Raw genomic sequence first — 13,357 nt, 5'->3', positions numbered from 1 at the left:
GGTGGCGACAAGCCCTACCGATCACTCTATTTGCGTTCGTGAATTAGTTTCGGGCAAGGCGAATGCTCGTAACGGTTTGGTAACGGTCGCATTGCTTATCGGTGCGAGTCACTGCATATCGGGGCTACTCGGATCTCCGGTCCGCCCGAAATTCGGCGTACCGGATCGCGGTTCGTCGGTCCGCCGGGATAGCGCTGTCCTGTCCATCGACTCGCGCTGCGCCCGTCCATCGGCTCGCGGTGCGCCAGCACGGAACGTGCAGCTCCGGCCCAGGCCGCGGCGTGGGACGGGCTTGGCTGAGCCGGTGAAACGTCGTACGGTGACACCCAACGAACCCACGGGAGCCCGGTGCACCGGGCTGAGAGGGGGGTTGTGAGCCCCCGACCGTCGAACCTGATCCGGGTAATGCCGGCGCAGGGAGGAGTGTTGCCGTGCCGTCCCTGGGACGACTGCATCTGATCACCGACACCCGACCCGGGCGCGATCCGCTCGCCGTGCTCCGCGCCGTGCTGCCGGTGGCCCATGACCACCTCGTGGTGCAGGTCCGCGTCGAGGACACCGCGACCGACCGGCAGGCGTACGAGCTGACCCGGCAGGTGCTGGCTCTCTGCACGCCGTACGAGGTGCCCTGCCTGGTCAACGACCGGCTGCACATGGCGCTGGCCACCGGGGCTGCCGGCGGTCACGTCGGCGCCGACGACCTGCCCGTGGCGGCGGCCCGCGAGGTGCTCGGCCCGGCTGCCGTGCTCGGCGCCACCGCGCGGGAGCCGGCAACCGCGCTCGCGGCGGTCACCGCCGGGGCGAGCTACCTGGGCGTGGGCCCGTGTCGGGCCACCGCCACAAAGGACGGACTGCCACCGCCCATCGGCGTGGCAGGTGTGCGGGCGGTGGTCGAGGCGGTCGACGTCCCGGTGATCGCCATCGGTGGGGTGACGGCGGCGCACGTGGCCGAGTTGCGGGCTGCCGGCGCGTACGGGGTGGCGGTGGTCGGTGCGCTCTCGCAAGCCGCCGACCCCGCCCGCGCCGCCGTCGAGCTGGTCCGGGCGCTGACATGGTGACCGGGGAGTCCGTCGACACCGGCCCGACACAACCCGATGTGGCAGTCGTCGGGGGCGGACCGATCGGGTGGGCCATCGCCTGGCGATGCGCCACCCGTGGGCTGCGGGTGGTCGTGCACGACCCGGCACCCGGATCGGGTGCCTCGCAGGTGGCCGCCGGAATGCTGGCGCCGGTCGCCGAGGCGTACTTCGGTGAGCGGGAGCTGACCGGCCTGCTCACCGAGTCGGCCAGCCGCTGGCCCGGGTTCGCCGCCGAACTGACCGAGGCGACCGGCGTCGACATCGGCTACCGGACCGAGGGCACGCTGATGGTCGGGCTCACCGCCGACGACCTCGCGGAGGCGCGCCGACTCTGGGCGTACCAGCAGGGCCTGGGGTTGCCGGTGACGCCGCTGCGCCCGTCGCAGCTGCGCGAACGCGAGCCCGCGCTGGCGCCCCGGGTGCGCGGCGGCGCGCTCGCCGCCACCGACCACCAGGTCGATCCGCGTCGGCTGGTGCCGGCGCTGCGGCTGGCGGCGGAGCGGGCGGGAGCGGTGCTGGTCGCCGAGCCGGTGCGCCGGCTGTCGGAGATCACGGCCGGAGTGACGGTGGTCGCCGCGGGTTGCGGTGCGGCGGCGTTGACCGGCCTGCCGGTCCGCCCGGTGAAGGGGCAGGTGCTGCGGCTGCGCGCGCCCGACGGCGCGCCGCCGGGCTTCCGGCACGTGATCCGGGGGTACGCCGATGGCGAGCACGTCTACCTGGTGCCGCGCGAGGGCGGCGAGGTGGTCGTCGGTGCGACCGTCGAGGAACGCTCCGACCTGGAGGTTTCCGCCGGGGCGGTGTTGCGGCTGCTCCGGGCTGCGGTGGATCTGCTGCCCGAGATCGCCGAGTACGACCTGGTGGAGACGACGGCGGGGCTGCGTCCGGGCACCCCGGACAACGCCCCGATCCTGGGCCCGTTGCCGGGGCACCCGGGCGTGCTGGTCGCCGCCGGTCACCACCGGCACGGGATCGTGCTCACCCCGGTCACCGCGGATCTGATCACCGATCTGGTCACCGGAGGTGGCGGGCCGGAGCCACTGCTCGCGCCCTTCCGGCCGGACCGGTTCGACGACCTGCCGGGCGGCGTGGGCGTGACCGCTACCAGCAGCACCTTCCAGCCAGTGACGGAGGTTGACACGTGGAACTGACGGTTAACGGTGCCGGGCGTAGCCTGCCGGACGGCTTGACGGTGGCCGACCTGGTCCGAGACGTCACCGGCCAGCAGCGCGGTGTGGCGGTGGCGGTCAACGGCGAGGTGGTGCCGCGCGCGGGCTGGCCGGCGACGGTGCTGCGGGGCGGGGACCGGGTCGAGGTGCTCAGCGCCGCCCAGGGCGGGTGAGCCGGATGGACAACGAGGCGACCGGCTTCGAGCTGGGCGGTGTGCGGTTCGACTCCCGACTGATCCTCGGCACCGGTGGTGCGGCCAACCTGCACGTGCTGGAGCAGGCGATCCGGGCCTCGGGCACCGAACTGGTCACCCTGGCGCTGCGCCGGGTGGAAAGTGTGCCGGGTGGCTCGGGCGGCCTGCTGGACCTGCTCGATCGATGCGGCGTACGGCTGCTGCCCAACACCGCTGGCTGCTACACGGCGAGTGAGGCGGTGAAGGTGGCCCGGCTGGCCCGGGACGCGTTCGAGACCGACTGGATCAAGCTGGAGGTGATCGGCGACGAGCGGACGCTGCTGCCCGACGGGGTGGAACTGCTGCGCGCCGCCGAGGAACTGGTCGACGAAGGGTTCACCGTACTGCCGTACACCTCCGACGATCCGGTGCTGGCCCGCCGTCTGGCCGACGTCGGTTGCGCGGCGGTGATGCCGGCCGGTGCGCCGATCGGCTCCGGCCTGGGGATCAACAATCCGCACCACATCCGGCTCATCCGGCAGGACGTCGCCGTGCCGGTGATCCTGGACGCGGGTATCGGCACCGCCTCCGACGCTGCGCTCGCCATGGAGCTGGGCTGCGACGCGGTGCTGCTGGCCAGCGCGGTGACCCGGGCGGCCGACCCGGTGGCAATGGCCACCGCGATGCGGTACGCGATCGCCGCCGGCCGCCTCGCCCACGCCGCCGGTCGCATTCCCCGCCGCTTCCACGCCCTCGCCTCCACTCCCGACGAAGGCCGTCCCGACCTGTGACCGCGCGGACCGATCCCGTGGCGCTTGGCGCCGAACTGTCCCGCAGGATCCCGCCGATCTCCGGTGTCGTCGTGCTGACGGACCGGCGGGTGGCAAGGGGCGGGCTGCGTCGAGTGGTGGCGGCGGCCGTGGCCGGGGGAGTGCGCTGGGTGGTGCTGCGGGAGAAGGATCTGCCGCGCGTCGAGCGCCTGGCCCTCGCCGCCGAGCTGCGGTCGATCCTGGACGAGGCTGGTGGAACCCTGATCGTCGCCGGCCCGGACCCGCTGCTGGACGCCGATCCCGGCGGGGCGGACCGCCCGCCGGTCGCCCTGCACCTGCCGGCCGCCGGACCGTACCCGCCGCCCGCCGCCGACCTGGTCGGCCGCTCCTGCCATGACGCGGCGGAGCTGGGTCGCCTCACCACCGAGGACTACGTCACCCTCTCGCCGGTCTTTCCCACCCGGACCAAGCCGGGCTACGGCCCGCCGCTGCTCCCCGGAGGGCTGGCCGAGCTGATCGCGCAAAGCCCGGTGCCGGCCCTGGCTCTCGGCGGCATCGAAACCCCCGACCAGGTACGCGCCTGCGTCCAGGCCGGAGCCGCCGGAGTGGCCGTCCTCGGCACCATCATGCGCGCCGAAGACCCCCACCAAACAGCCACCACCCTGACCGCCGCCTTCCACACCACCGCAGGCGGCCCACCCCACCACGCCCCCCTGACGTCCCCACCCGACACGTCCGGTCGGCACCCGACCCGGACGTGGCTGTGCCCAACACCGCAACCACAACCCGCTGCAAGGACGTGACATGACCCCCACCACCGTGCTCACCGTCGCCGGTTCCGACTCCGGTGCTGGCGCTGGCATCCAGGCCGACCTGAAGGTCTTCGCGGCGCTCGGCGCGTACGGCACGAGCGTGCTCACGGCGGTCACCGCGCAGAACACCCGGGGCGTGGACGCGGTGCTGCCGCTGCCGCCGCAGATGGTCTCCGATCAGCTCGACAGTGTGTTGTCGGACTTCGCGGTGCAGGCGGTCAAGACCGGGATGCTGGGTACTCCGGCCGTGGCGGGCGCGATCGCCGACGCGGCGGCGGCCGGTCGGCTGCCGCAACTGGTCGTCGACCCGGTGCTGGTGGCGACCAGCGGGCACCGGCTCGGCGTGGTGGAGGCGGTGGAGCGGCTGCTGCCGTACGCCCGGGTGGCGACACCGAACAGCGCGGAGGCCGCAGCCCTCACCGGGGCCCCGGTGACCGACGTGGATGAGATGACCACGGCGGCGCGGGCCCTGGCGGCCGGGGGACCGGAATGGGTGATCGTCACCGGCGGCGACGTGGACGCGGGTCCGGAGGCGGTGGATGTGCTGCACGGCCCCGACGGGACGACGGTGCTGCGGGCCCCGCGGGTGCCGACCCGGCACACGCACGGCACCGGCTGTTCGTTCTCGGCGGCGGTGACGGTGCGGCTGGCGTTGGGCGATCCGGTGCCGGTGGCCGTCGAGGCCGCGAAGAAGTACGTGACCCGGGCGCTGACCGGCGCGCGGGACTGGGAGCTGGGCGCGGGACGCGGACCGATGGACCACTTCGGCTGGTCCGCCTGATCAGGGAGGCTGTCATGCAGGCACGTCGCAAGGTGTACGTCGAGGGATCCCGACCGGACATCCAGGTGCCGTTCGCGGAGGTGGAACTGACCGGGGACAACCCACCGGTACGGCTCTACGACACCTCCGGTCCGGGCTCTGACCCGCAGGTCGGGCTGCCGCCGTTGCGGGGGCCGTGGATCGCCGAGCGGGGCGACGTGGCTCCGGCGCGCGGTGCCGGTACGCCGCTGGCGGGATCGGACGGTAAGCGGCCGACGCAGCTCGCGTACGCGCGAGCGGGTGTGGTCACGCCGGAGATGGAGTTCGTGGCGATCCGGGAGGGGATGGCCCCGGAGTTCGTCCGGGACGAGATCGCCGCCGGGCGGGCCGTGTTGCCGCTCAACGTCAACCACCCGGAGTGCGAGCCGGCGATCATCGGCAAGGCGTTCCTGGTCAAGGTGAACGCGAACATCGGCACCTCGGCGGTGACCTCCTCGGTGGCCGAGGAGGTGGAGAAGCTGACCTGGGCCACCCGGTGGGGCGCGGACACCGTGATGGACCTGTCCACCGGCAAGCGGATCCACGAGACGCGCGAGGCGATCGTGCGTAACTCCCCGGTGCCGATCGGCACGGTGCCGATCTACCAGGCGCTGGAGAAGGTCGGCGGTGACCCGGTGAAGTTGAGCTGGGAGGTGTTCCGGGACACCGTCGTCGAACAGGCCGAGCAGGGCGTCGACTACATGACGGTGCACGCCGGTGTGCTGCTGCCGTACGTGCCGTTGGCGGTGGACCGGGTGACCGGCATCGTGTCGCGGGGCGGCTCGATCATGGCCGCCTGGTGCCTGGCGCATCACGAGGAGAACTTCCTCTACACCAACTTCCGGGAGCTGTGCGAGATCCTGGCCCGCTACGACGTGACGTTCTCCCTCGGCGATGGTCTGCGTCCCGGCTCGATCGCAGACGCCAACGACGAGGCGCAGTTCGCGGAACTGCGGACCCTCGGCGAGCTGACGAAGATCGCCTGGGAGTACGACGTGCAGGTGATGATCGAGGGCCCCGGGCATGTGCCGATGCACAAGATCAAGGAGAACGTCGATCTCCAGCAGGAGTGGTGCCACGAGGCCCCCTTCTACACGCTCGGCCCGCTGGCCACCGATATCGCGCCCGCGTACGACCACATCACCTCGGCCATCGGAGCCGCGATGATCGGCATGTTCGGCACGGCGATGCTCTGTTACGTCACCCCGAAGGAGCACCTCGGGCTGCCGGACCGGGACGACGTGAAGGCCGGTGTGATCGCGTACAAGATCGCGGCGCACGCGGCCGACCTGGCGAAGGGGCACCCGGGGGCGCAGGCCTGGGACGACGCGCTCTCCAAGGCGCGGTTCGAGTTCCGGTGGGAGGACCAGTTCAACCTCTCGCTCGACCCGGAGACCGCGCGGTCCTACCACGACGCTACGCTGCCCGCCGAGCCGGCGAAGACCGCGCACTTCTGCTCGATGTGTGGGCCGAAGTTCTGCTCCATGAAGATCACCCAGGATCTCAAGGAGTACGCCGCCCGGGGCATGAAGGACAAGTCCGACGAGTTCGTCGCCGCCGGCGGGCGGGTCTACCTGCCGCTGGCCTGACCGGTCGGGCGGCCTGCCGACGCCCCGGCACCCCTGCCGTGATCATCAACGTGCCCGAAGGTGAGATCGGCGGGGGCGTACGGGTCTCAGCGCCGGTGGTGCCGCCCGGTCGACCGCAGTGACCGGCGCGGCCCCTTCGGCGGCGTGGGTTCGTCGTCGTCCAGCGGTCGGCTCAGGCCGGCGACCCAGTCGACGTACTCCTCGTCCTGGGCCGGTAGTGGTTCGTCGTCCTCGGTCGCGGCGTGCTCTCCGGAGCGCGGTCGGCCCCGCCGGAACAGCCCGCGTCGGCCCTTCTCCGGTTCACCGTCCGGCTGGACGTCCTCGGCCCGGACGGCGGGAGGCTTCGTGAAGGCGGCGGTGAGGTCCCGGGCGGTGGCCGCAGGCTCGATGGAGACCTCGGGGGTCTCCGGGAGCGCCGCTGAGATACCGAGCGGGACCGGTGCGCCCGGCTCAGACGTCGCTGCGACGGGCTCAGACGTCGGTGCTTCGGGACGGGGCTTCGCCCGACCGAGATCCGGCAGTACGAACCGTTGCCGGGGCCGCGGCGTCACCTCGGGTACGACCGGCTTCGCCGTCTCGCGGTCGGCCTCGTCCGTTGGCTCGCCGATCGGCGGTGCGGCGGGTGGCGGGACCGCAGACGGATCCGGTGTCCGAGGCTTGCGGGCGCGTCGAGGCGTCGGGGTCCGGCCGGCGGGGGTGCCGGACTCCATCGTGGCGGGGGTGGGCCGGGGGAGGTCGCTGCCGTCACCAACCGGCGTCGGATCGATGGCCGGACCGGGTTGCCCGTCGGTCTCCGCCGCCGACTGCCCGCCGACCGTCGACCCGGCCGGCCCCTGCGCGTCGTGCGCGTCGGTTCGCGCCGCGAGGTCGCCCGCCCGCTCGGCACCGTCGTCGGTCCGGCCGCGCTCGGCGCGGCTGTCCGCCTGACCGTGCTGCGCGTGGTCGTTGGTCTGGCCGTGCTCGGTGCGGTCGTCAGCCTGGTCGTGCTGGGCACGGGTTCCAGCCTGGTCGCGTTCGGTGTCGGTACCGTCGGTCGGCTCGTCGCCGGTGGCTTCGGTGTCGACGAAGGGTACGTCGACCTCTCGCGGGCGCTCGACGTCGGCGGTGTCGGCCGCCGCTGCCGCCTGCGGCGCTGCGGTCACCGCCGCCGGGCTGTGGGTGTCCGCGTCGCTGGTGGACGGCCCGGTCGAGGCGGCAGTGGTCGCCGTGGTCGGCGTGATGGTGGCGGCAGTGGTCGTCGTGGTCGGCGTGGTGGTGGCGGACGGGGCAGTGGACGCGATCGGCCAGTGCCAGTGCGGCGGTGAACCGTCCGAGGGGACGGCCTGCGGACCGTCGGCGGTGCGGGTCTCGCCGGTCGTGCGGCCGATCGCGGTGCCGCTGACGATCGCGCCCGCCGGGGAGACCGACGCGCCGGTCGAGCCCGCAGGGGACACGGAGGCGTCGGCCGGGGTGCCGGAGTCATCGGTCGCGGCACTGGCCGAGGAGGGCAGCGCGGGGCTGGTCGGCAGCGGTTGGAGGATGGCGGTCGGTTCGATGGCCGTACTGCTGGTGGGTGTGACCCGGTGGCCGAACCGGGCGGTGACCGTCGCGGGCAGTAGCGCCACGGCGGCCGAACCGAGCGCACCGACCAGCACCGCGATCAGTGCCCCGTAGTAGGGCGTCAACTGGTACCGGTCGCCTGAGTCACCCGGGCCGGCGGCCAGGTAGGCGAACGCCACCAGCACCGGTCCGGCGACCCCGCTGGGGCCGCTGACCAACGGGGGATGTCCACGCCACCGGGCCACCGCCGCAGTCGCCGCACCGGCCAGCAGGGTCACCAGCGGCAGGATCAACAGCGCCAGTCGCTGCGCGGTGTCGGCGGCGAGCCAGGCGGGCTCCAACACGCCGAGGCGTACCGGGGTCAGCGGTCCGCTCGCGCCGAGCGACGGCAGCACCGAGCAGAGGGCGAGCAGCCAGACCACGGCGGCCACCGCTGCCATGTTCCAGGCCATCGGCGGCCGGACCAGCACGGCCAGCGCGGCACCGGCACCGACCACCGCGCCGAGGCCGGCACAGATGGCCACGGCCCACACCGGGTCGACCGAGATGAGTTCCGCGCTGCGGGCGGGTTGCATGCACAGCGGTGCCACGACCGTGGCACCCAGGGCGGAGCCGGCGGCGACGGCCACCTGCCGGGTGGTGCCGGTCAGTTGCCCACCGTGACGGGCCAGTCGCTCGGTCAGCACGGCACCGATCACGGCGGCGTTCGTGGCGAACCAGCCGGCCCAGACGAGCTGCGCCGGCCACTGGTTGATGCTCGCGCCGGTGAAGGTGCCGGTGAGCCGGACGATGCCGAAGCCGAAGGCGAGGCCGAGTTGACCGGCGCCGGCCAGCAGGCTGAGGCCGAACGCGGTGAACAGTAGTCGGCTCGATGTCCGATGGGCCATGACGGGCACGTTACGGTCCGTCGCCACCGATCGCCACCGGCACGCCGTGACCGAACGTACGACCTGGTCGCGGCGGGTCTACTTGAGCTCGACCAGCCGGGCCAGGTATGTCGTGTCGCCGACGTTGGTGAGCATGTGCACCGCACCCGGATCGCGGTAGACCACGCCACCGGTCGGCTCGTCGGCATCGATGCGTACGCCGTCGACGGTCTGGATGACGTTCTTCGCGCCCTGGACGGCCACCACGAGATAGGGGTGATCGTGACGGTGCAGCGGCTGGCTCTCACCCGGCTCCAGCCGGATGTGCCAGACCCGGACCCGGTCGTTCTCCAGGACGATCTCCTGCCCCACCGGGCCGAGGGCGGGTTCGTGGTCGAGGGTGGGACGGTCGGGCGGTGTGGCGGTCATCGGTTTCCATCCAGTTGGGGAAGCACCTCGCTGGCGATCAGCTCCAGGTGGTCCAGGTCGGCCAGCTCGATCAGTCGCAGATGCACCCGGTCGGCGCCGATCGCCGCGAACTCACCGATCCGGTCGACCAGTTGCTGCGCCGAGCCGATCACCGAGTCCTCGGGTGGCAGGGCACTCTTGACGTGCAGCGGTGCTGCCCGCCGCTGGGCCTCGCTGTCGGTGCGTCCGATGGCGACCACGATGCCGGCGGAGAGCGTCAACGGGGGGCGTCCGTCGGCGGATCGGCCGACCCGCTCACAGGCGTCCCGCACCCGCTCGTACGCCTCGCGGGTCTGCGCGACGCTGGTGAAGGGAACGTTGAACTCGTCGGCGTACCGGGCGGCGAGTTCCGGGGTGCGCTTCGGTCCCCGACCGCCGATGATCACCGGAGGGCCCGGGGTCTGCACCGGTCTGGGTAGGGCCGGACAGTCGGTGAGCTGGTAGTGGTCACCGGCGTAGGTGAAGGTCCCGCCAGGCGGGGTGCGCCACAGACCGGTGATCACATCGAGTTGTTCGGTGAGGCGGTCGAAGCGTTCACTGATTCCGGGGAACGGGATGCCGTACGAGACGTGTTCCCGGGCGTACCAGCCGGCACCGATGCCCAGTTCCACCCGGCCACCGCTCATCTGGTCGACCTGGGCCACCATCACCGCCAGTGGGCCGGGAAGCCGGAACGTCGCCGAGGTGACCAGCGTGCCCAACCGGATCCGGCTGGTCTCCCGGGCGAGCGCTGCCAGGGTCAGCCAGGCGTCGGTCGGTCCGGGTGGGGCCGGGTCGTCCCCCATGGCCTGGTAGTGGTCGGCCCGGAGGAAGGCGTCGAAGCCGCCCTGCTCGGCGAGCTGGGCGAAGCGGAGCTGGTCGTCGTAGGTGGCACCCCGGTGCGGCTCCGTGAAGACAGCCACCCGCATGCTCAGTGTCCTTTCGTGCCGGCTCCAGCCGGTTCGTCGCGTTCCATCAGCAGTTCGTGCAGGTCCGCACTGACCTGGGCGACCTCCGCCAGGTGGGCGTTGCGGCCCAGGGTGCGGGGGCGGGGAATGGTCACCTCGACGACCTTCCGGACCCGGCCGGGTCGCGGACTGAGCACCATCACCCGGTCGGCGAGCAGCACCGCCTCGTCGATGGAGTGGGTGACGAAGACGACCGTCGCGCCGTTGCGCATGTGGACCCGCTGGAGTTCGCCGGAGAGTTCCTCCCGGGTGAGCGCGTCGAGCGCCGAGAAGGGTTCGTCCATCAGCATGACCCGGGGGTCGCCGATCAGCGACCGGCACAACGAGACCCGCTGCTGCATGCCACCGGAAAGCTCGTGCGGCAGCCGCTTCTCGAAGCCGGACAGCCCGGCCAGGTCGAGCAGATCCCGGGCCCGGCCGCGATGCGCGGCGCGCTTCCAGCCGAAGATCTCCACCGGTAGCAGGACATTGTCCAGGACGGTACGCCAGGGGAGCAGGGCCGGCCGCTGGAACAGCATGGCGATGTCCCGGCGTGGCCCGGTGACCGGCTTGCCGGCGACGGTGACCTCGCCGGAGGTCACCGGGATCAGACCGGAGATCAGCCGTAGCAGGGTGGACTTACCGCAGCCGGAGCGGCCGAGAACCGCGACGAACTCACCCTCGGCGACGTCGAGATCAATGCCCCGCAGCGCCTCGACCCGGCCGGCACGGCCGTCGAAGGTGCGAGACACCTTGGAGAGTCGGATCATCGCCGACGTGCCTCCCCTGAGTGGAAAATCAGGAACCGGCAAAGGTTAGCGGGCGCGGTCTGAAAACGCACCGTCCGGGGTGGACATCACTTTGTATCCGTTCCGCAACCCGGAACGCCTGGCGTCGCAAAGGTGGGGTTCTCGTACGCTGTGCCCGCGAGAGTCCCCCCTCGATACGCGGTGTCGGCTTCCATCCGGCTGCCGGTGCCGCCCCGACAACTCCCTTCCGGCGGCCCGACGCCCCGGTTGGAAAGGACAAGGTGCACTGATGAGAAGGCTGACCCGTACGGTCGCCGCGGCCACGATGGCCACCGCCCTGGCCCTGGTCTCCGCGTGCAGCAGCGGCTCCGACGACAGCGACGGCGACAGCGTCGGCTCGTCCCTTGAGCAAGTGACGTACCTCACGTCGTTCGGTAACTTCGGACGCGACTCGTACGCGTGGGTGGCCAAGGAGAAGGGCTACTTCAAGGACGCCGGTTTCGACGTAGAGATCAAGCCGGGGCAGGGTACCGGCGCTGTGATCCAGACGATCGTCGGTGGTCAGGCGCAGTTCGGCCCGATCGACCTGACCGGTGGGCTGCTCCAGCTCGGCAACGGTGACGCCAAGGACTTCGTCGCGGTCGCCGCTATCCAGCAGCGCACCATGGCGGCCATCGCCACCGTGGACGGCACCGGCATCACCACGCCGAAGGACCTGGAGGGCAAGACCCTCGCGGACACCCCCGGCTCGGTGGTCCGCAACCTCTTCCCGACGTACGCCCGGATGGCCGGCATCGACTACACCAAGGTGAAGTGGGTCAACGGCGAGGCGCAGTCCTTGATGGGCACGCTGGCCTCCGGTTCGGTGGACGGCATCGGTCAGTTCGTCGTCGGCCAGCCCACCATCGAGACGGTGACCAAGAAGAAGGCCGTCCTGCTGCCCTACAGCAACGTGATGCAGGACCTCTACGGCAACGTGCTGATCACCTCGAAGCAGTACGCCAGCGAGAAGCCGGAGCAGGTCAAGCGGTTCACCGAGGCCCTGCTCAAGGGTCTGGAGTACGCACTGGCCAACCCCGACGAGGCCGCCGAGATCCTGGCCAAGAACGCCGAGGCGGTCGTGCCCGCGGCGGCTGCCGCCGAGCTGCAGCTGATGGCCGGGTACGTCCGGTCCAACAACTCGGGCACCGCGCTGGGCACGCTGGACAGCGGCCGGGTGGCCAAGAGCATCGCGATCCTGCGCGGTGCCGGCGCCCTCAAGTCGGACCTCACCCCCGAGCAGATCATCGACTTCGACCTCGCGCCGAAGGCCTGAGGTCGTTCGCTGTCGCACGGAGCACGCCGCACCGCATCGTGCGGTGCGGCGTGCTCCGCTCCCCGCCCACCAAGGCACTGAATCGCAGGAGGATCCGATGACCGACGTCCGCCCACGGCCGCCGGAGGCGACGCTCGCACCCGAGCGACCGCCGGCCGCAGTACGTGGCCGACGGTGGCGAGCGGGTGACCTGCGCTCGGGTACGACCGCCGCGCTGCTGCCGACTGCCGGGCTACTGGTCGCGCTCGGGCTGTGGTGGCTGGTGGCCAGGATGGAGCTGGTCCACCCGGCCGCCCTGCCGCCGCCCGGTGACGTGCTCGCGGCGTTCTCCGACCGCCCGATCAGACTGCTGGAGCACACCGCCGCCACTACCGGCGAGATCCTGATCGGTTTCGCGCTCTCCGCGGTGGCCGGGGTGCTGATCGGTCTGGCGCTGGCCGCGTCCCGGGCGGTCGAGCGGATGTTCACCCCGCTGCTGGTCGCGGTCAACGCGGTACCGAAGATCACCCTGGGCCCGCTGCTGGTGGTGGCGCTCGGCTGGGGTCAGAAGCCGATCCTCACCATGGTCTTCCTGCTCTGCTTCTTCCCGATCGTGCTGTCCACCGCCACCGGGTTGACCACCACTCCGGCCGAGCTGGCCGAGCTGGTGCGTTCCTGGAACGCCTCCCGCTGGCAGGCGTTCCGCAAGGTCCGTTTCCCGGCCGCGCTGCCGCAGATCTTCGTGGGTCTGAAGGTTGCCATGCCGCTGGCCGCGATCGGTGCGGTCATCGGCGAGTTCCAGGCCGGTGAGGGCGGCCTCGGCTACGTGATCCAGCAGTACGCCGGTATCGGCGACACCGCCACCGCCTGGGCCGCGATCATCCTCGTCGCCCTGGTCAGCATCCTGCTCTACACCGCGCTGGTCCTGCTTGAGCGGCGCAGCCTGCCCTGGCTGCGGGAGACCACCTCCACCCGCTGACCACACCAGCCGCCAAGAGATCACCCCCGGCTGGAGTCGGTCGTCCCGCCCCCTGCTCGCAGGTGTGGTGGGGCCCCCACCCCCGCCGCGGCGGGCGGCGGTTTCCCCCCCCCCGGGGCGGGGGGGGCCCCAACCCCCCCACCCCGGC

The 13,357-nt window shown here is 72.0% G+C and carries 13 protein-coding genes and 1 riboswitch; of the genes, 9 read left to right on the top strand and 4 right to left on the bottom strand.

Annotated elements, in window-relative coordinates; translation table 11 throughout:
* Nucleotides 1-327: 327 nt before the first annotated feature.
* Nucleotides 328-437: riboswitch (TPP riboswitch) on the top strand.
* The 7 genes from thiE (at nt 432) to thiC (ending at nt 6,388) form a co-directional block, all read left to right on the top strand.
* Nucleotides 432-1,058, top strand: coding sequence for a thiamine phosphate synthase (gene thiE / locus ACLQ2S_RS01035; protein ID WP_425700931.1), 627 nt, complete (start codon nt 432-434; stop codon nt 1,056-1,058). Its footprint overlaps the riboswitch before it by 6 nt.
* Entirely contained in the window at nt 1,052-2,227 is a 1,176-nt protein-coding gene (gene thiO / locus ACLQ2S_RS01030) for a glycine oxidase ThiO (RefSeq protein ID WP_425700930.1), read from the top strand. Before thiE ends, thiO begins: the two co-directional genes overlap by 7 nt.
* A complete protein-coding gene (gene thiS / locus ACLQ2S_RS01025) occupies nt 2,218-2,418 on the top strand; it encodes a sulfur carrier protein ThiS (RefSeq protein ID WP_309222497.1) in 201 nt (66 codons plus the stop codon). Before thiO ends, thiS begins: the two co-directional genes overlap by 10 nt.
* 5 nt (nt 2,419-2,423) lie before the next feature.
* A complete protein-coding gene (locus ACLQ2S_RS01020) occupies nt 2,424-3,209 on the top strand; it encodes a thiazole synthase (protein ID WP_425700929.1) in 786 nt (261 codons plus the stop codon).
* 17 nt (nt 3,210-3,226) lie between these two features.
* Complete coding sequence (locus ACLQ2S_RS01015) at nt 3,227-3,991, top strand: thiamine phosphate synthase (RefSeq protein ID WP_425700928.1); 765 nt, start codon at nt 3,227-3,229, stop codon at nt 3,989-3,991.
* Nucleotide 3,992: 1 nt separating this feature from the next.
* Nucleotides 3,993-4,781, top strand: a complete 789-nt coding sequence (gene thiD / locus ACLQ2S_RS01010; protein WP_155214565.1) for a bifunctional hydroxymethylpyrimidine kinase/phosphomethylpyrimidine kinase — start codon at nt 3,993-3,995, stop codon at nt 4,779-4,781.
* A gap of 14 nt (nt 4,782-4,795) precedes the next feature.
* Nucleotides 4,796-6,388: a phosphomethylpyrimidine synthase ThiC gene (gene thiC / locus ACLQ2S_RS01005; protein ID WP_425700927.1), complete on the top strand. Its 1,593-nt coding sequence runs from the start codon at nt 4,796-4,798 to the stop codon at nt 6,386-6,388.
* Nucleotides 6,389-6,474: 86 nt separating this feature from the next.
* Here thiC and ACLQ2S_RS01000 read toward each other — a convergent pair whose 3' ends face one another.
* From ACLQ2S_RS01000 to ACLQ2S_RS00985, 4 genes are all read right to left on the bottom strand, one after another.
* On the bottom strand, nt 6,475-8,814 hold the full coding sequence (locus ACLQ2S_RS01000) for a hypothetical protein (RefSeq protein WP_425700926.1): 2,340 nt from the start codon (nt 8,812-8,814) through the stop codon (nt 6,475-6,477).
* A 78-nt stretch (nt 8,815-8,892) separates the two neighbouring features.
* Complete coding sequence (locus ACLQ2S_RS00995) at nt 8,893-9,222, bottom strand: cupin (protein ID WP_155214568.1); 330 nt, start codon at nt 9,220-9,222, stop codon at nt 8,893-8,895.
* The gene (locus tag ACLQ2S_RS00990) at nt 9,219-10,169 is read right to left on the bottom strand and encodes an LLM class F420-dependent oxidoreductase (RefSeq protein WP_155214569.1); all 951 of its coding nucleotides are present in this window, start codon (nt 10,167-10,169) and stop codon (nt 9,219-9,221) included. The genes ACLQ2S_RS00995 and ACLQ2S_RS00990 overlap by 4 nt, the downstream gene beginning before the upstream one ends.
* A gap of 2 nt (nt 10,170-10,171) precedes the next feature.
* Complete coding sequence (locus ACLQ2S_RS00985) at nt 10,172-10,957, bottom strand: ABC transporter ATP-binding protein (protein ID WP_155214570.1); 786 nt, start codon at nt 10,955-10,957, stop codon at nt 10,172-10,174.
* Between the two features lie 268 nt (nt 10,958-11,225).
* Between ACLQ2S_RS00985 and ACLQ2S_RS00980 the strand changes: the two genes are divergently transcribed.
* On the top strand, nt 11,226-12,251 hold the full coding sequence (locus ACLQ2S_RS00980) for an ABC transporter substrate-binding protein (RefSeq protein ID WP_155214571.1): 1,026 nt from the start codon (nt 11,226-11,228) through the stop codon (nt 12,249-12,251).
* 97 nt (nt 12,252-12,348) lie between these two features.
* Nucleotides 12,349-13,209, top strand: a complete 861-nt coding sequence (locus tag ACLQ2S_RS00975; RefSeq protein ID WP_155214572.1) for an ABC transporter permease — start codon at nt 12,349-12,351, stop codon at nt 13,207-13,209.
* Nucleotides 13,210-13,357: the final 148 nt, after the last annotated feature.

The sequence above is a fragment of the Micromonospora sp. DT48 genome, from assembly GCF_049844495.1.
Lineage (GTDB): Bacteria > Actinomycetota > Actinomycetes > Mycobacteriales > Micromonosporaceae > Micromonospora.
The sequence above is the reverse complement of the archived record's forward strand: the minus strand, read 5'-3'. Positions and strand labels throughout refer to the sequence as shown.

What these genes read in the sequence shown, in the direction of transcription:
- thiO (WP_425700930.1), top strand. Translation starts at nt 1,052, where the DNA reads ATGGTGACCGGGGAGTCCGTCGACACCGGCCCGACACAACCCGATGTG.
- ACLQ2S_RS01020 (WP_425700929.1), top strand. Translation starts at nt 2,424, where the DNA reads ATGGACAACGAGGCGACCGGCTTCGAGCTGGGCGGTGTGCGGTTCGAC.
- thiD (WP_155214565.1), top strand. Translation starts at nt 3,993, where the DNA reads ATGACCCCCACCACCGTGCTCACCGTCGCCGGTTCCGACTCCGGTGCT.
- thiC (WP_425700927.1), top strand. Translation starts at nt 4,796, where the DNA reads ATGCAGGCACGTCGCAAGGTGTACGTCGAGGGATCCCGACCGGACATC.
- ACLQ2S_RS01000 (WP_425700926.1), bottom strand. Translation starts at nt 8,814, where the DNA reads ATGGCCCATCGGACATCGAGCCGACTACTGTTCACCGCGTTCGGCCTC.
- ACLQ2S_RS00995 (WP_155214568.1), bottom strand. Translation starts at nt 9,222, where the DNA reads ATGACCGCCACACCGCCCGACCGTCCCACCCTCGACCACGAACCCGCC.
- ACLQ2S_RS00990 (WP_155214569.1), bottom strand. Translation starts at nt 10,169, where the DNA reads ATGCGGGTGGCTGTCTTCACGGAGCCGCACCGGGGTGCCACCTACGAC.
- ACLQ2S_RS00985 (WP_155214570.1), bottom strand. Translation starts at nt 10,957, where the DNA reads ATGATCCGACTCTCCAAGGTGTCTCGCACCTTCGACGGCCGTGCCGGC.
- ACLQ2S_RS00980 (WP_155214571.1), top strand. Translation starts at nt 11,226, where the DNA reads ATGAGAAGGCTGACCCGTACGGTCGCCGCGGCCACGATGGCCACCGCC.
- ACLQ2S_RS00975 (WP_155214572.1), top strand. Translation starts at nt 12,349, where the DNA reads ATGACCGACGTCCGCCCACGGCCGCCGGAGGCGACGCTCGCACCCGAG.